Annotated in this window: 17 protein-coding genes; 3 read left to right on the top strand and 14 right to left on the bottom strand. The window is 32.2% G+C overall.

Going from position 1 to position 18,120, the window contains the following annotated elements:
• Positions 1 to 135: 135 nt before the first annotated feature.
• The 3 genes from KQI86_RS09400 (at position 136) to KQI86_RS09390 (ending at position 3,298) form a co-directional block, all read left to right on the top strand.
• Positions 136 to 753, top strand: a complete 618-nt coding sequence (locus KQI86_RS09400) for a TetR/AcrR family transcriptional regulator (protein ID WP_216439016.1) — start codon at positions 136 to 138, stop codon at positions 751 to 753.
• A 219-nt stretch (positions 754 to 972) separates the two neighbouring features.
• Entirely contained in the window at positions 973 to 1,695 is a 723-nt protein-coding gene (locus KQI86_RS09395) for an ABC transporter ATP-binding protein (protein ID WP_216439015.1), read from the top strand.
• Complete coding sequence (locus KQI86_RS09390; protein WP_216439014.1) at positions 1,679 to 3,298, top strand: hypothetical protein; 1,620 nt, start codon at positions 1,679 to 1,681, stop codon at positions 3,296 to 3,298. Before KQI86_RS09395 ends, KQI86_RS09390 begins: the two co-directional genes overlap by 17 nt.
• A gap of 176 nt (positions 3,299 to 3,474) precedes the next feature.
• On the opposite strand, the gene KQI86_RS09385 is transcribed toward KQI86_RS09390, so the two are convergent.
• From KQI86_RS09385 to cutC, 14 genes are all read right to left on the bottom strand, one after another.
• On the bottom strand, positions 3,475 to 6,966 hold the full coding sequence (locus tag KQI86_RS09385; protein WP_216439013.1) for a 5'-nucleotidase C-terminal domain-containing protein: 3,492 nt from the start codon (positions 6,964 to 6,966) through the stop codon (positions 3,475 to 3,477).
• A gap of 213 nt (positions 6,967 to 7,179) precedes the next feature.
• Positions 7,180 to 7,470: an ethanolamine utilization microcompartment protein EutM gene (gene eutM / locus KQI86_RS09380; protein ID WP_039633170.1), complete on the bottom strand. Its 291-nt coding sequence runs from the start codon at positions 7,468 to 7,470 to the stop codon at positions 7,180 to 7,182.
• Positions 7,471 to 7,531: 61 nt separating this feature from the next.
• Positions 7,532 to 8,182: a phosphate propanoyltransferase gene (locus KQI86_RS09375; protein ID WP_216439012.1), complete on the bottom strand. Its 651-nt coding sequence runs from the start codon at positions 8,180 to 8,182 to the stop codon at positions 7,532 to 7,534.
• Positions 8,182 to 9,780 carry an acetaldehyde dehydrogenase (acetylating) gene (locus tag KQI86_RS09370; protein ID WP_216439011.1) on the bottom strand — a complete coding sequence of 533 codons (1,599 nt, stop codon included), beginning with the start codon at positions 9,778 to 9,780 and terminating at the stop codon, positions 8,182 to 8,184. Before KQI86_RS09370 ends, KQI86_RS09375 begins: the two co-directional genes overlap by 1 nt.
• A gap of 34 nt (positions 9,781 to 9,814) precedes the next feature.
• Entirely contained in the window at positions 9,815 to 10,492 is a 678-nt protein-coding gene (locus KQI86_RS09365) for a BMC domain-containing protein (protein WP_216439010.1), read from the bottom strand.
• A 154-nt stretch (positions 10,493 to 10,646) separates the two neighbouring features.
• On the bottom strand, positions 10,647 to 11,318 hold the full coding sequence (locus KQI86_RS09360) for a cupin domain-containing protein (RefSeq protein ID WP_216439009.1): 672 nt from the start codon (positions 11,316 to 11,318) through the stop codon (positions 10,647 to 10,649).
• Positions 11,319 to 11,392: 74 nt separating this feature from the next.
• On the bottom strand, positions 11,393 to 11,656 hold the full coding sequence (locus KQI86_RS09355) for a EutN/CcmL family microcompartment protein (RefSeq protein ID WP_216439008.1): 264 nt from the start codon (positions 11,654 to 11,656) through the stop codon (positions 11,393 to 11,395).
• The gene (locus KQI86_RS09350) at positions 11,653 to 11,955 is read right to left on the bottom strand and encodes a BMC domain-containing protein (protein ID WP_216439007.1); all 303 of its coding nucleotides are present in this window, start codon (positions 11,953 to 11,955) and stop codon (positions 11,653 to 11,655) included. The genes KQI86_RS09355 and KQI86_RS09350 overlap by 4 nt, the downstream gene beginning before the upstream one ends.
• A gap of 63 nt (positions 11,956 to 12,018) precedes the next feature.
• Positions 12,019 to 12,864 carry an ethanolamine utilization protein EutJ gene (gene eutJ, locus KQI86_RS09345; protein WP_216439006.1) on the bottom strand — a complete coding sequence of 282 codons (846 nt, stop codon included), beginning with the start codon at positions 12,862 to 12,864 and terminating at the stop codon, positions 12,019 to 12,021.
• Positions 12,846 to 13,544 (bottom strand): cobalamin adenosyltransferase, encoded by a 699-nt coding sequence (locus KQI86_RS09340; protein ID WP_216439005.1) that lies wholly within the window; start codon positions 13,542 to 13,544, stop codon positions 12,846 to 12,848. The genes eutJ and KQI86_RS09340 overlap by 19 nt, the downstream gene beginning before the upstream one ends.
• 6 nt (positions 13,545 to 13,550) lie before the next feature.
• Positions 13,551 to 13,997, bottom strand: a complete 447-nt coding sequence (locus KQI86_RS09335; RefSeq protein WP_216439004.1) for a EutP/PduV family microcompartment system protein — start codon at positions 13,995 to 13,997, stop codon at positions 13,551 to 13,553.
• Positions 13,994 to 14,347: a BMC domain-containing protein gene (locus KQI86_RS09330; RefSeq protein ID WP_216439003.1), complete on the bottom strand. Its 354-nt coding sequence runs from the start codon at positions 14,345 to 14,347 to the stop codon at positions 13,994 to 13,996. Before KQI86_RS09330 ends, KQI86_RS09335 begins: the two co-directional genes overlap by 4 nt.
• Before the next feature lie 95 nt (positions 14,348 to 14,442).
• Positions 14,443 to 15,396, bottom strand: coding sequence for a choline TMA-lyase-activating enzyme (gene cutD, locus KQI86_RS09325; RefSeq protein ID WP_216439002.1), 954 nt, complete (start codon positions 15,394 to 15,396; stop codon positions 14,443 to 14,445).
• Between the two features lie 156 nt (positions 15,397 to 15,552).
• The gene (cutC, locus tag KQI86_RS09320; RefSeq protein WP_216439001.1) at positions 15,553 to 18,093 is read right to left on the bottom strand and encodes a choline trimethylamine-lyase; all 2,541 of its coding nucleotides are present in this window, start codon (positions 18,091 to 18,093) and stop codon (positions 15,553 to 15,555) included.
• Positions 18,094 to 18,120 lie beyond the last annotated feature (27 nt).

Raw genomic sequence — 18,120 nt, 5'->3', positions numbered from 1 at the left:
TAAGATATAATAGAATTTATAACAACGAAGAATCTTTCTGTTCTTTTTTTGTTTAACCATTCAATTATATGAAAAAATTCAACTAAAAAACGAACGTTATATTTGATAATAAAAGATATACCTGGAGGTTATAGAATGAAACATCGTGGAAAAAGAGCTCAACAAGGAATTGAGACAAGAGATAAAATAATTGAAACTGCTATTAAACAATTTAATGAATATGGCTACGACGTTGTAACAGTAAAAGAAATTTGCGATTCCTTAGGCCTTACAATTGGTGCTTTTTATCATCATTTTAAAAGTAAAGATGATATTATCTTAGAAATATTAAAAAAACACGATGAGTTTTTCATTAACCATTCTCATGAATATTTAGTAGAGAATAGTGTTTTGGAAAATATTATTATTTACTTAACATTATTACCAATGAGAATCATGGAAGATAACGGAATTGATTTAACTGTAAAAATGTATTGTGTACTATTAACACAAGAATCTGATTTTCCATTATCATCACAAAGAGGAATTGCTCAAGAATTAACTAAATTAATTAAGTTAGGACAAGACAATAATGAGATAACAACTAGTGAAGAAGCTGTTGTTATTCAAGAAGAACTTTTACTGTTAACAAGAGGAATTATTTTTAATTGGGCTGAGGCAAAAGGTAGCTATGATTTAACTAATAAAGTTAAGGAAATGTGTTGTAAATATTTGCATTATTACATGGTAGATAAAAATATCAAACTGAAATAATAAAGACTCTCACTTTTGTGGAGCCTTTATTATTTCCTAGGGAATCTTTTGAATATATGCTATAATTTTTCTATAGATTATACAAAGTTATTACTAAATTATAACCTATAAATAATAAAATTTTGCTCTATAAAAAATTTAATTTATACAGTATTTATTAAGGAATCAAGTTACAGGGCTTTTAGCAATTCAGTGATTTAGTAATTAGGAGGATGCAAAATGAGGCTAGTATTAGAGGATATAGTAAAGAATTTTGATAGTAAGAAAGTATTAAGAAAATCATCTTTTACTTTTGAAAAAGGAAAAATTTATGGTTTACTAGGACGCAATGGAGCAGGTAAAACCACCCTTTTCAATTGTATAAATGGAGATATTGATTATGATAACGGAAAAATTATTTTGGAGGAAGATGGACAAGAAAATAAAATTATAGGTACTTCTAAAGTAGGATATGTTTTTTCTTCACCAGTACTCCCAGAATTTTTAACTGGCTATGAGTTTTTAAAATTTTATATAGACATTAACAAAGATAAAATTAAAGATTTACGTACTATTGATGAATACTTAGATATTATAAAAATCAATAAAGATGACAGGCATAGATTGATAAAAGGGTATTCCCATGGTATGAAAAATAAAATGCAGATGGTTTGTTTTTTAATAACAAGGCCACCAGTAATTTTACTAGATGAACCTTTAACTTCTTTTGATGTGGTAGTAGCCCTTGAAATTAAAACTCTATTAAAGGAAATTAAAAGCGAGCATATCATTATTTTTTCTACACATATTCTTCAGCTGGCTACAGATTTATGTGATGAAATTGTGGTATTAAACAATGGCGTTTTAGATAAAATAGACAATGAAATTTTAAAAAGTCCTGAATTTGAAGGAAAAATTATAGATATTCTAAGGGAGGAAAATGATCATGAAAGCCTTGCTTAGAACTTTTATAAATAGTTTCAAGGTTTCTTTTGCAGAAAATGCTAATATATTTATATACTTTCTAAAGAGAATACCCGTAATAGGAAAAAGAATACCTGAAAAACTATACAAACAAACCCGTGCAAAAATAGTCTTTGGAATTATTAAAGAAATTTTAGGTATAGTATCAAACTTTTTTCGCAAATCTTTTTATTTAGGTGTCATGATTCTTTTGCCTTCATATTTATTAATTAATAAGGATATGTCACTTATTTTACCTGAGTTTTTACATATATTTTTCTTTTTAAGCTTTATTTTAGGATCTATTATGAATGTTATAGTTTTTGATGCTAATAATAGATCATCTTATAATATGATAACTTTAATGAGGGTTGATGCTAAAGAATATTATCTTGGACAAATTATATATAGAAATGTAGAAAAATTTATATATTTTATGGTACCAATGATTATTATAGGATCAATAATAGGTCTATCCCCTTTAAAAGCTGTAATACTTATAACTGAATTAACCGCATTTAGATTTATAGGTGAATGGCTGCATCTTTTCATATATGAATGTACAGGAAAAGTTATCGTGAATAAAAATTCATTTGTATTTACCTCAATTATTATTTTCCTCATTCTTGCTTATGCCCTTCCATTCGCTGGATTTACCATTGATTTTTATCCTATACTATTTAATAATTCTGTAGTTTTAGTTTTAATGATTTTAGGAATATTATCTTTTATCCACATATGGAAGTACAAGCAGTATACTAATATCGCTAAAAAGTTACTTGCTAGAGATAATATATTTGATATAGAAAATTTCAAATCCGAACTAAGCTTTGTAGATGTAAAACTAGATGAAAAAAACATGACAGAGGATGACTTGAATAGCAAAATCTATGATAAAAAGCAGGGTTATGAGTATTTAAATTCAATATTTTTCAAACGTCATAGAAAAATAATATTATCCCCAATAAAATTTAGAGTTTTGGTTATAACTGCTATGTTTTTAATAGGTATAGTGCTTATATTAATTAATCCTGAAAAGAAAATAATATTTATAAATAGAATTGAAAATGCTGCTCCATTGTTAGTATTTATAATGTATACTATGTCCACAGGGGAGAGAATTTGTAAGGCTATGTTTTATAATTGTGATGTAAGTCTTTTAAGATATAGCTATTACAGGGAAGGAAAGGTAATTTTATCTAATTTTACTTCCAGGCTTAAAAAGGTGGTTTTTCTTAATATAATTCCAGCTTTCACCCTATGCTTGGCATTAATTGCTTTTATAATTATTAGTGGGTACAGCAATAAACTTATTTCTATGATACCTTTATTTTTATGTGCAATTTTTCTATCCTGCTTTTTTTCTATACACTATTTGTTTATGTATTATGTAATACAACCATATACAGCAGAGCTTGAAGTTAAAAGTCCTTTATTCAAATTTACAAATGGATTAATTTACTTTGTTAGTTATTTTTGCTTAAGGCTCAAAACATCTTCCTACTATTTTACTTTAGCAATAGTGATATTAACTATTTTGTACATGGCAATTGCCCTTATTTTAACTTATAGAGTGGCTCCAAAAACCTTTAGATTAAAATAAAAACGTATCGAGATAATAAATTTAATAAAATCAAGTGATTCTTAGCTTCAGATGGAGTTTGCTTAAAAGGAATACTTACTCCAACTGAAGCTTAGAAGAACTTATCCAAGGACGTAGTCATCGGATAAATTATGCCAGCTATGATTTTAACCATAGCTGGCATTTTGATAATATTTTTAGTTAACTGGTATTACTAATTGTTGTCCTATAAATATCAAATCAAGGTTTTTGATATTGTTTTCTTCTGCTATTTTCTTATAAGAAATATTATATTTTTCTCCTATTGAAGATAGACAATCTCCTGCTTTTACTGTATATATAACCTTTTTGCCTGATGGTTTTAATTCAGGTTTAGATGGTTTAACTTCTGGCTCAGTTGCTGGCTTAACCCCTGGTGCTAAATAGTTAGCTTTAACTACTGAAAGCTTTTTAACTTGTCTTAGTTCATTTATTAAAGCATCTCTTATTGGTAAATTAGTATCCTTTAAATTTTTAGCTCCCTTAAAGTCATAGTTGTCTCCACCTTCAGCCATAAAATCATTAGTAACAACTGTGTAGTATTTGTTCATATCAACTTTTGAACCATCTTTTAAAGTCATTTCATATATTCTATTTCCAAAAGGTTGTTTTAGGTCATATTTAACTTTTACTCCTGAAATCGCTGCCCATCCTATTGTCTCATTACCTATACCATTTTCTATAACTCTCTTTAGGTCTGATCCTTTTAATTCCATTGTAAATAATGTATTGTCAAAAGGCATAAGTTCATATAATTTTCCTACAGTAATATTACCCTTTTCTATTGGACATCTAAGTCCTCCACCATTTGTAATTGCAATTTGTGCTTTAGCAGTCTTAGCCATTACATCACAAACCCATTCACCAAGTAATGAAGGGCCACCAAATCTATCATGGGTTAAATCTTTATCTGTAGTTCCTACAACTTCATCTAATTTAGATTTTGAAGCATCTTCATATTTTTTAGCTATAGTTTTTCCTGCTTCATCTTCTGGTAATGTTTTAACTATTTCTGATAAATCGATGAAAGCCGGCTCTATACTTACTTTATTAGTCTTAGTATTGAAAGCTACTTCTAGTTTTACATATGCTCTACCATTTTTATTTCCTTGAACTACAGGAATTCCATTAACTTTTCCTGATACAGGCAAGTGAGTATGTGCAGAAATTATAGCATCTACTCCAGCATTTCCTTTAGCAAGATCTGCTGCTTCACCTGTAATTTCTCCAGTCTTCTTATCTTGAAAAGATCCTAAATGAGTTAAAGCTATAACCACATCAGCCTTACCTTCTTTTAACTCTCCACTTCTTAATTTCTTGCTCCATTCTTTTGTAGCTTTAATAGGGTCTCTAAATTCAAGATTTTCTACATTTGTTGGTTTAGTTTTATAAGCTGTTTCAGGAGTTGCAAGTCCAACAAATCCTATCTTTAATCCATCCATTTCCACTATTTTATATGGTTTTGCCCAGCTAACTGGCTGTCCTGTTTTCTTATCATATATATTTGATGCTAAGAAATCAAAGCCTGCTTCTTTTGACCATTTTGCTATTCTGTCTGCACCCCAGTCAAATTCGTGGTTTCCTACTGCTGAAGCAGTTAGTCCAATTGCTTTTAGCATTTCATTTATTGGAGCTCCGTAATTTAAATTAGAAAGAGCTGTACCTTGATATAAATCTCCACCTGCTACAACTATAGTATTTTTATTTTCCTTTTTGAAATCATTTATAGCTCCTACAAATTTAGCTATTCCTAAATCTTTTCCTGATTCTTTTACTATACCATGATAGTCGTTAAAGGATATAACATTTGCTGTCTTAGTATTTTTTGCATTTTCCAAATTTGTTTCCGTAATTGCTGCTACATTTGGAGTTCTTCCATCTTTAGATAGAGGAATTTTTATTTTGCCATCATTTATTAATTTTACAGCTTCCGCTCTTTTTGTAGAGTCCCAATTATTTCCGATAACTTTCCAGTTGTTGTTCATCTGTGGAGTTATTACTCCCTGTTTTACTTCTCCAATATATTTTCCTATTAAATCTCTTATTGGAGTAGCTCCCATAGCATCTTTTTCTATAACTTTTGGTATGCTTCCATCTTTCAATATTCTACCCTTAGGGTTTAAAAGATGTGAGCTAGCTCTATAATTATTTACTGCTAACTTAAGAGTATCTGTATCTTTTATTGCTGAATCATCCATTCTTCTTAAGTTAACAATTCTATTACCTGCTTCTTTTGAAACATCTACTTCGTATTTAACTCCAGAGAACATATCATAATTATATCCTCTTATATCTTCATCAAAAGATAGAGTTAAATCTCCTGGTTTGTAAGTATTATAATAACTCGCTGACCATTCCATGTAATCTTTCAATTGTTTTCCTGTTACTTCTAATAAATATAATGTATTGTCATATTTATATATTAATGAAGCATCACTTTTCTTAATTTTACCTTGCTTCATATTAGCATCTGATCTAAATGCTGCTGCAGATGAAACATCAGCTTTTGTATAGTGCATTTGCACTTCATTTATTAAATTGATCATTGGAGTTTCTTGTATTTGTGAAGTAGGTATTCCTTTTACTTCATCCTTTGGAACTAAGTCCCCACCTTTAAGTTCTCCTATTATCTGGTTAGCATCATCTAAAGCTACCTTATGATATGGAGCTAATTTTTTTTCTAAATCTTTATCTGACTCATAATTTAAAGCTTTAGTCTTTCCATCTTCCATCCATATAATTTTTGATGTAACATCTTTAGCCTTATCATTAACTACATATTTTCCATTTTTCTCAGTAAGTTTTATATCTATCTTAGCTATTGATTGGGCTGCATTTTTATTTTCAACCAATAAAACATTATTATATAAAGCTCCCTCAACAGCTTTATGCTCATGTGCTGCAACTATAGCAGCAAGCTCTGGACATGCATTTGCAAGTTCAACTGCTGAAGAACCTTTATTTCCATATTCTTCGCCCTCTGACATATGAACTACTGCCACCATTACATCTACTTTATTCTTAATTTCAGATATTACTTTTTTAGTTTCTTCTATAGGATCTGTAACCTTATAACCCTTTAAATTTTCTCCATCCCATCTTGTTATATTAGGAGTAACCATTCCTATAATGCCGACTTTTACTCCTGCTCTTTCAACAATCTTATAGGATTCTCCTAATCTCTTTCCATCTTCTCTATAAACGTTTCCACATAACACTGTTCCTTTAAATTGAGAAGCAACCTTGTCCAATGCAGGAACACCATAATTAAATTCATGATTTCCTAAAGTCCAAGTATCATATCCTATTTCATTCATGGCCAAAACCATTGGATGTATTTCATGGTTTAAAAATAAGCTAGCTGAATTATCTTGAATAGTATCTCCAACATCCACCATTATTGTATTAGGATTTTGCTTTCTTAATTCTTTAACCGCCGTAGCGATTTGTGCCATACTACCCGATTTACTTTCTGAATTAGTAGCATACTCGTATGGTAAGATTTTTCCATGTGTATCACTCGTTGCAAGCATCTGTATGTTTACAGTTTTTGCTGCTGCTGATACATTAAGTGGCGTAGCAAAGCTTAACACCATAACTAATGTTACTAACCAAGATGTCCATTTCTTAAATTGAAACTTTTTAAACATAAAACCTCCCCTTACCTTTCCCTTTATTATTTTGTAATACCATGGGAAAATAATGGTATTTATAATATTATTATACATTGTTTGTACAATACTGTAAATGTTAACAATATTTAAATATAGCTAAAATTTCAGTTGAAAAATTTATGTACAACATAAAAACGACGCTAAATCACCTTTAGCGTCGTTTTTGTGCTTTTCAATTTAATTAAAATCTTATTTTGCAGCTTCTTTAGATGCTGGAAGAATTACTTCAACTTCACTATGTGGTCTTGGAATTACGTGAACTGATATTAATTCTCCAACACGTTGTGCAGCAGCGGCACCAGCATCTGTAGCAGCTTTAACAGCTCCAACATCACCTCTAACCATAACAGTTACAAGTCCGCCTCCAACATATTCTTTGCCTATTAAATATACATTTGCTGCCTTAACCATAGCATCTGCTGCTTCTATTGCTCCTATTAATCCTTTTGTTTCTATCATTCCTAATGCATCGTATTTCATTTTAAAATCCTCCTAAATATTTTTTATTTATATATTATAATTTTTATTTATAAACATTTTTTTATTTTACTATTGTTATTTTTGATTTTGAGTTAATGCCCATTGCATTAGCTTCCTCAATATCAAGGTGACATTCAAGTTTTGATGAATCGTTAGCTCTAATAGCCACATTGCTATATATTCCGCCTCTCAAATCATCAAATTTTATTGATACTATTTCTCCATCATGTACTCCTAAATTTCTAGCATTTTCAGGTGTCATGTGAATGTGTCTTTGTGCAACTATTAACCCTTCTTCAATTTGAACAGAACCCTTTGCTCCAACTACTGTAATTCCAGATGTTCTGCTTAAATCTCCAGACAATTTTACATGTGGTACTGTTCCAAGTTTAATGCAATCTCCAGCTAATACTTCAACTTGAGTTTTGCTTCTTACAGGACCAAGTATTCTAACCTTCTCAATTGCACCTTTTGGTCCGCAAATTGTTACAACTTCCTTGCAAGCATATTGTCCAGGTTGAGATAGGTCTTTAATCTTTGTAAGTTCATAATCTTTACCAAAAAGGCTTTCTAAATCCTTTTGTGAAAGGTGTATATGTCTATTAGAAATTCCTACTGGAATCTCAGATGAATTTTGCTGAACTCCATTATTTGCTCCATTGCTTTTAATAGCTTCTAGCAAAACCTTTAATATTTCTTCACAATTATCCATTAGTTTGCCCCCTTCATTGCGGCAACTATTTGATTAACTAAGTCTAAAATTTCTTCATTTTTTTCGCTTTTACTATTAGATTCAGTACAGCTGTTAGTGTTATGACCACAATTAGTAACTTTATTTAAAACTTCTGCAGCTGCTGCAATTTGAGCTGGGCTCATATTCATAAATTGATTTTGAACTCCATGACAATTTTCAGCAGTTTTTATACGGTTGAAAGTTGGGTCATTAGATGCTAATGTTGCACAATCCTTTAAGCCATAAGCAACTCTTTTGATATTTATAAGATGTTCTGGAGTAACATTTTCAGATACTGAACTTCCTCCCCATGTACCACAACCTAAAGTAAATGCAGGGCTAAGAGCTGTGCTTGCACCTGTTCCACCTTGAGATCCACCGGTATTAACAAGAATACGAGAAGCTGGTTTTCTAGCAAACTCCATCACTATATCTCTATCTTCAGTATGGATACTCATTGTGTGGCCAATTCCATTTTGAAGTAATTCAATACTTAATTCACATGCTTCATGCCAATCTTTTACTGTATAGAATCCAAGAACTGTTGTAAGCTTTTCAAAGGACAATGGATAACCTGCACCTACTCCATTTTGTCTTCCTATAAGTACTTTAACTTCTGCTGGAACTGTAAATCCTGCAGCACTTGCAATAACTTGAGGACTTCTTCCAACAAACTTAGCATTCATAGCATATCCATTCTTAAATAACAGCTTACAAACTTTATCAGTTTCTTCTTCTGTCATAAAATATCCGCCTTGCTTTTTAAACTCTTGAACAACTGCATCTTGATTACATTCTTCACAAATTATTGATTGTTCTGAAGCACAAATTGTACCATAATCAAAAGTCTTACTTGCAATAATATCTCTAACAGCCTTTTCTACATTAGCAGTTCTTTCGATGTATGCTGGAGAGTTTCCTGCACCAACACCAATAGCTGGTTTTCCTGAACTATAAGCAGCTTTAACCATTCCTGGGCCACCTGTAGCTATTATTATAGAAACTTCTTTGCTTTTCATTAACTCATTTGTGGCTGCAATTGTTGGCATAGTTACAGCGCTTATAATGTTCTCTGGTGCACCAGCCTCAATAGCTGCATCTCTCATTAATTCAACTGCTTTAATTGTACATTTTGCAGCAGCTGGATGTGGTGAGAAAACTATAGCATTACGAGATTTAATTGAAATTATAGATTTAAAAATCGCTGTTGAAGTTGGGTTTGTTGAAGGTACTATACCCATAACTAAACCCACTGGTTCAGCAATCTCTATAAGCTTATTTGTCTCATCTTCCTTAATTACACCTATTGTTTTCATATCTTTAATTGAATCATATAATATAGTAGCTGCTAAATGGTTTTTGAAAGTTTTATCTTCAGATTTACCAAAGCCTGTCCCCTCAACTGCCATTTGTGCTAAGCAAGCAGCATTTTCTTCTGCTACTCTAACCATATTGCGTAAAATTTTGTCAATCTGCTCCTCAGTATAATCAGCAATTTTATCAGCTGCTACCTTTCCAAGTCTGGCAAGATTTCTTGCTTCTTGTATTGAACGCAAATCTTTATCAAAGTTTTCCATTATTCCTTACTTCCTTTCATAAACCTTAAAATAGCTATTTTTTCTCGTAATATAATTTAAATTTAGTAATTAATGTGTTCTTGCCCGCCTTTGAGGTGGCTCTACCTGTAATTCCAAAATCTTTATATTCACGAGCCAAATTTCTAAGCTTAATAACTTTCAACTTAGCTAGTATTAAAAGGGTTTTTTCTATACCGTCTTTACTTACTAGATTATCTACATCCTCTTTGTGCAAATTCTCTAAATCTAACTTATGCAGTTTATCTGAATCCACTTCTAAAGCATCTTGATCTTGATTTTCTTCAATATCCTCTTCAGCTTCTTCTATTACTTCTTCATTTTTTTCTACATCTTCTGCTTCTTCTATTTTTTCTTCAGTTTGTTCTACATCTTCTATTTCTTCATTAAATGATGGAACTTCTAAAACCTCTGGTGGAGTATTAGGTCCAATTATACTTTCCAATTCCTCATGAGGACGTGGAATTACATGATCAGAAACTAAAAATTCTTCATTAAGTTTTTTAACCGCTGCTACTCCAGCTTCTATAGATGCTTTTACTGCACCTACATCACCTGTAACTAAAATTGTAACAAGTCCTCCACCTACATAAGTCTTTTCAATAATACTTACCTCTGCTGATTTAACCATTGTATCGGCTGCCTCAACAGCTGCAAGTAATCCTTTTGTTTCTATTAAACCAAGCGCTTGCATAGGCTAATCCTCCTAATTTTCTATAAAGAGTATTCTTAGCTTCAGATGGAGTTTGCTTAAAAGGAATACTTACTCCAGCTGAAGTTTAGAAGACCTTATCTAGGTACGTGCCACTCTTATCTTCCACTTATAGAAGATGGAAGTCTTAGAGTGGCTAGTAATCAGATAAGAGATCCGCCCAGTTTGCTGGATATGTTGTATAAAACACCCTAGCTTTATCTGGTGAACCCCAAACCACTTTAGAACCTGATGGTACAAATAGTACATCTCCAGGGTAAGCTGTATATGTCTTTCCATTGATTTCAACTGTTAAAGTTCCCTCAATAACATAATCAATCTCTTCGTAAGTTAATTCCCAATCAAATTTTGAGTTTTCGATAGTTAAAAATCCAGCACTCATCTTTGATTCTTCCTTACTTACCAATTCTTGAAAATAAACTTTTGCGTTTGGATTACCAGTGTCGAATACATCCATTTTTACTGTATTTCCTCTAACAACTTTAAGTCCATTAGGGTCACTTTCTGCTTCAAATGGAAGATTCTTTTGCTTTAAACATTGAAGCATTTCTTCTAAAAGACCCTTGTCCATCATTTTTCTAAAGAAATTAAGCAGCATTTCGCTATCAATACCATCTATGCTTGAAGCTTTGTTAACTCCTAAATCTTGTACTTTAGGTACAGGAGCTTTTGTAGTAAACACTATTTCATTATTTTTTGCAAGATCCTGAGCTGATGGTGTAATTATTTCACTGCCATCTATATAAAATATTTTTTCATTATTTAATATTAATGCTTCAACATCTTTTGCACAGATTAATTTTTTCATGTTCTCACATCCTTTCAACATAGTATTTGGTATCTATCAAAATCATAAAATACTATGATTTTTTTGAATGTGCCTTAATCAAAATTACAATCATGATCAATTATTCCAACAACAATTGCATCTACAGGAATATTATTATCTCCTAACATTCTGCAAGCAGATGCTCCAGTACTAACGATAACTTTATCACCAATACCTGCACCTATAATATCAACAACAATAAATCTACGTCCTTCACTTACTCCACTAATTTCCTCAGCGAGCATAAACTTAAGTCCGTTAAGAGATTCTGCTTTTCTAGTGGCCCATACATTATCAACAAGTCTTGCTGCTATCATATCGTTTTTTCCTCTTTCATCTTCAGCTTAATCTCATTTAATGCAGCTTCAACTGATGCTGTGTCGCCTAAAATCCCAATTAGAACCATATGCTGGGGACATAATCCCCTAATATCTTCAACGGTAACTCCAACGGCCTTCTCAGCAATATCTGCGGCATAAATCATATCGATAAATTTACCTTGAACAAGTCCTATCGCATCAGCATTTTCTAAATCTGTTTTGCAATTTCCACCCATTCGTCTTTTAAGAATATCTTTAGTGCTATCAGAAGGTGATTTTATAATTCTAAAATCCACTTTTAAACACTCTCCTTATTAGGCATATGAAAATAAATAACAAGTAATTTATTTGAATGTGCCTTATTCCATAATATCTTGTGTACAATTTAATGCTATTCCAAGTGGTGTAACAAACATAGGGTTTTTAGGTTTATGAGTATATATTTTTGTCTGCTTTTCAATAATTTCTTCAATTCCTGTCAAACAACAAGTACCACCTACTAAAGAAATTTCATTAACATTATAATTCTCAATATTATTATTAATAATTGATGATACCTTTTCAATTACTGGTCTTAGTATTGGTAAAATTTCCTTGTGATTTTTATTATCTCTTTTAAATTTATCTGCTTCTTTAAAAGGCATTTTATATGCACCTGAAATAACTAATGAAAAATGAGTACCGCCTGTAGGTTCATCAACAACAGAAACAACTTTTCCATCTTTTAAAATTGATATTCCAGTTGTTCCTCCACCGATATCCACAACTGCACCATTTTCAATTTTGAGTAGAGCATTTGCAGCAGTAGGCTCATCTAAAAGACATGTCAATTCAAATCCTGCTGCTTGAACTACATTTTTAATTGCTCCAGAATCTAAAGCATCGGTTCCAGGTGGAATTGCAGCAGCGGCATAAATAAACTCTTTATTGAGTTTTTCTTCAATTTCCTGCTTAAGTTCTTTTACAATCCTTACTGCTCCAATATAGTCCACAACCATACCGTCACGAACTACATCAGCATATCTATATGCACCCGCAACTGGCTTGTAGTTTTCATCTAAAACAGCTAATACCACGCAAGCAGTACCTAAATCCACACCTGTGTAATAAACAGAAGATTCATTAATAATTGGCTTTTCTATAACTTCTTCAAACTTCTGAACCATATTATCGCAATATTCAAAAGTTAATTTTTCCTTTGACATTCTTTTCCTCCTACTGCTAAACAAATTAATTGAGACAGTGAATTAATTATTGAATTAACACTTTCCATAATTCTGTTTTTTAAGCTCTCATCATCACTTTTGTACATTTCAATTATTTCAAACTGTAATTCTTGCACTGCACAACGAAGTGTGTGCATTTTTAAAATCGCATTACTTTTTTTCAGCTGCATATGAAATTCTGTTATTTCAAAACAATCTTCAAGCTCAGTTGTGAAATTTAATGAATTCATTCCTGTACATTCTTTACAATTAATAGGTTCAAGAGTACTTTTTCCATCCACAACATTTCTAATGTTTGATATTTTTCTACCCAAACTTATAATATTTTGTGCTAAAATAATATCTTCTTTTAATATTTCACTACTAGTAACAAGAAATGCTGCCTCCATAGATTTCAATTTACAACAAAGCTTCTTATTCAAATTTAAATTACTGTTTTCAGCTTCTTTTATTGTTTCTACCTGTATTGTTTCTGTCCGGCTGCTTTTAGAAACATTCTTATCTGCTTTCGAAGCATCATTATTAATTTTTATTCTTTTATCAGACAAATATTGAGCTGCTCCAGGGGTAAGGCGCTGTCCTTCTTGTAACTTGTAGGCATTAAAAGGTTCTTTTCTATATAAATCTCTTAAATACTCTTCGGTAATAAATTTCATCATTGCCCTTTACTCCTCACCTTTTTTAAATAAATACTTCTTTAAAGCATTAATTCCTGTTCCCATGGGAAAGCTAATATGAAAATATGGCTCTGATACTCCTATGGCTTTTAGCTGTCTTAAACATTTCTCTTCATTTTCAGGTATTAGGTCACATTTTGTTATAACCCCAATTATCGGACATCTAAAAGACTTTGCAAACCCAGGGGAGTATATTTCAGTGCAATTAGACTGATCAACTATTATAAGCACATGGGATGCATCCTGAGCTACAGCAATTACATGTTTATACATCCATGAATTTTCTATATAGGGGCCTGGGACATCAATGGTATTCTTACCATAAATCACTTCTGGTGTTCCCTTTAATGGACCATCATAATCGTTTAATGCATTAACTATTGTAGTTTTGCCAGATTTTGAAGGACCAATCACCATTATGCGCTTTTTTCTCATGTCCTTGTAATGGGAGCGGTCGTAAATCCAAGCATATCCTTTAACGTATCATTTACTGCATTAAGCGCTGTTTCCACACTTTGAACATCACCATTTATTACAACAGACCCTGTAAAACGATCAAGAAATCCAATTTCAACATCTGAAGCCTTTGTAGCAATGTCTGCGGCAATAATAGCAGTTTCACAGGGTGAAAGAGTTAAAATACCTATTGCTCCTTTTTCATCGATTCCAAGACGATCATATATATCAGACATTGGAGATGCGATAACATGAGCTATAGTAATCTGCTTTCCTGGAACTGACTCTTGTACAACACGCTGCGTATTTCTATCGAAAAAATCTCCCATAAGCTTTACCTTCCATCTTATTATTTAATGAAACTCCTTCTCCTTTGTCGAATGAGTAAGCGATTCACACAAAATCATAGATTTTGGTTCTCTGCTTAATGACGGATTACTTTTACAGTTAAATCATATTTCTTAATCCATCCTTCTATTCTATCTAAATCTTCACTTTTCAAACTCGGATCATCTTGTATAGGATATTCCATTCCTAATTGGTTATATTTATTTACCCCCATCTTATGATATGGAAGTAAATCAATTCCCTTAAAGTTTTTATATTCTTTATATGGGGTTAAAAACTCCATAGTTCTTTCTATTTCATCTTGAGAATCATTTATACCTTTAAGTAAAGGCATACGAATCTTTACATTGTATTTTCTCTTAAGTAATTCCTGAAGATTTTCTAAAATCTGTTCATTCCTCACACCTGTTAACTGAAAGTGTCTATCAGAATCAATATGCTTAATATCAAATAGGAATAAGTCTGTGAACTCTGCAACCTTAAGTATTGTTTCTAGTTTTGTATAACCACAAGTTTCAATTGCAGTGTTTATACCTTCTTGCTTACATGCCATTAATAAACTGCAAGCTGCTTCAGGCTGCATTAAAACTTCACCACCGCCTAATGTAACTCCACCACCAGACATTTCATAAAAAGTTCTATCCTCTTCTACAATTTCTAAAAGTTCAGAGATAGTTTTTACTTCTCCAACTATTGATATAGCAGATTTAAGACAGGCTTCCTTGCACTTACCGCATCCGATACACTCAATATCACGATTAATTTCATGTTTTAAAGTTTCATTAGAGATAGAATGTATGGAAACGGGACAAACAGAAACGCAAGCTCCACAGTTAACACATAAATTGCTTTTAAACATAACTCTATGCATTTTAATCAATCCTTCAGGATTTGCACACCATTTACAGCGAAGGGGACAACCTTGAAAAAATACTAAAGTTCTTATTCCCTCTCCATCATACATATTATATTTTTGTATATTAAAAATCCTCGCTTTTCGTTCGATTACACCTAAATTTCCATTACTCATATCTTTCATTCTCCAATTTCATTTACTTTGATTCTTAATATATATCTTAACTGTAATCTGCAATCTACAGAACACCTCTGTAGATTACAGACTCCTTAAAACTTAATCTAAAAATTCTTAAGTTACATGTTGTTTTTAACTTTTTAAGTTTTTTAATTAAAAATGGTTAAGCATAGTTCTGCTGATGATTTCATCTTGAACGTCTTTACATAACTCAACGAAGAATGCACTATATCCAGCAACACGAACGATTAAATCACGGTATTGCTCTGGATGCTTCTGAGCTTCTATTAAAGTCTCGTTATTTAAATAGTTAAACTGCATTTCTCCAAGTTGAAGGGCACATGCACTACGTAATAATGTAATGATTCCTTGTTCACCTTCTGGTGTATCAAGAAGGCCAGCTATTAACTTGAAGTTGTGAACCATACCTATATTCATATCTTCACAAGACATTTTAGAAACGGATTTTATTATAGAAGTAGGTCCTTTATAATCAGATCCTTGTGATGGACTTATACCATCTGATAAAGGCATCCATGCTCTACGTCCATTTGCTGTAGCTCCAGTCATTTGTCCAAATGGAGTGTTGTTTGAGATTGATAAAGTACCATGGCTAAGTACTGAATATAATGTCTTATATTTACGATGTTCTTGTTCAGTAAAGTTAATTAAATCAGCAGCGATTAAATCTGCATAATCATCATCGTTACCATACTTAGGTGCTTCTAAACAATCTTTTCTTAGTTGTTCATATCCAACGAAATCAGCTTTTAAAGCTTCGTTCATTTCTTGTAGTGTATATTTTTTCTCTTCAAATACTAATTTCTTTATAGCTGCCATAGAATCTGTATAAGTAGCAAGACCACTCCATACTACTCCAGGTCCGAAGTTATATATAGCACCGCCTGCTTCTACTCCTCTACCATTTTCCATACATCCTTCATACATCATAGACATAAGTGGTTTTGGTGCAAGTTCTCTGTGAACACGTTGAGAAATTACTGTAGCAACACTTGTCCATTTAGTAATGAATTTAATTTGATCTTTAACAGCTGCTTCGAATTGTTCGTAAGTTTTAAATTGACTTAAGTCTCCCATATCTGGGCATACTTGCTTACCATACCATAGTGGTACTCCGTGGTTAAGAACAAGTTCTATACATATAGGCCATTGAGTGTATCCTGTAGAAGTCCATTGATATAATCTTCCTGATTTTTGTGGCTCAACGCATCCCATTAAGCAGTAATCTCTTGCGTCTTCTATAGAAACACCTTTAGCCAACATCATTTTTATATGAACATCATCAAAGTGACATGCTGGGAATCCCATACCTGCACGGATAACGTCAACTATCTTTTTAAGATACTTGTGTGGTGATCCTTTGTGTATACGGCAAGCTAAAGATGGTTGGTATATCTTAACATGACGAACTGCATCCATAAGTAGGTATGTCAATTCGTTTGTAGCATCACGTCCTTCTCTAGTAACACCACCTACACACATGTTGACGAATGGCTGATAACCTGCGAAGAATTTAGAACCGCCTTCACTTGTTATCCACATCATTTCGGACATTTTTATAAGCATACAACCTGCTAATTCAAATGCTTCAAAATCAGTCATACGTCCAGCTTCAATATCAGCTTTATAGAATGGGTACATGTATTGATCAACACGTCCTATAGACATACCTGTTTGATTTTCTTCAACTACAAGTAGTGATTCTATAGTCCAAACTGCTTGAATTGCTTCCCAGAAATTACTTGGTTTATGTGCTGGAACTCTAGCATTTATTTCAGAAATCTTTAATAACTCTGCTTTACGCTTAGGGTTAGTTTCTTTTAGAGCTAACTCTGCAGCATAGTCTGACATACGTTTAGCGTATATCATGACACCTTCAGCAGTATCAATTAATGATTTGTAGAAATAAATTTTATCTATGTCTTCTGGATTTTCATAGCTAAGCTCAGCTAATTTTTCTTCTGATTCTCTCTTTATGTCAAGCATACCTTTTTTCATTAAAATAACGTCATATCCTGGGTTAGAGTCTCCTCCACCATTTACTGCGTGATATGAACAGTCAGAAACAAAAGATTCTCCTGAAAGCTCCCATACTCCAGCTTCACGATACTGGTCTTCGCAGTATTCATCAACTGATTTACCTTGCCAATATGGGAATAACTCCTCACGCATAATTCTCTTATCTTCTTCTGAGATATAGAAAGGGTCTTGTGGACGATTTCCTATTGTATCAATTTCATCAACCATCCATCTCCAAGCTATATCAGGAGAAAAGGCTCCTGCACGAGGTTGTCCATTAGGTGCTCCAACTATAAGTTCATTGTCTTGAATTACTAGTGGTGCGGTTTCACAACAATGTTTAAAACATTTACCACGTAAAACTGATTTAGGAATACCAGGGTTTTCTTTGGCTATTTTAGTAATAGCTCTTGCTCTATGAGTTGTTATTGTTGGAACATGCTTTAGGTAAGTTTCCTTTAACTTAACTAAACGCTCTGTTATTCCATCAGGAATTTCACCATTATTGTCACATGCAATATTGCAAGTAGCTGGTTCTTCTTTTGTTATTTCTTTGGAAACACTCTCAAACATCTTCATTAAACTAGCACGCTCTTCACCAGACATATTTTTAGTAGCTTCCATAAATAAATTTGAAAATTCATGAATATCCAAATTTATTACCTCCTTTAGTGTATTTCG

The organism is Clostridium mobile (assembly GCF_018918285.1).
In the GTDB taxonomy this organism is placed as follows: Bacteria; Bacillota; Clostridia; order Clostridiales; family Clostridiaceae; genus Clostridium_AW; species Clostridium_AW mobile.
The sequence above is the reverse complement of the archived record's forward strand: the minus strand, read 5'-3'. Positions and strand labels throughout refer to the sequence as shown.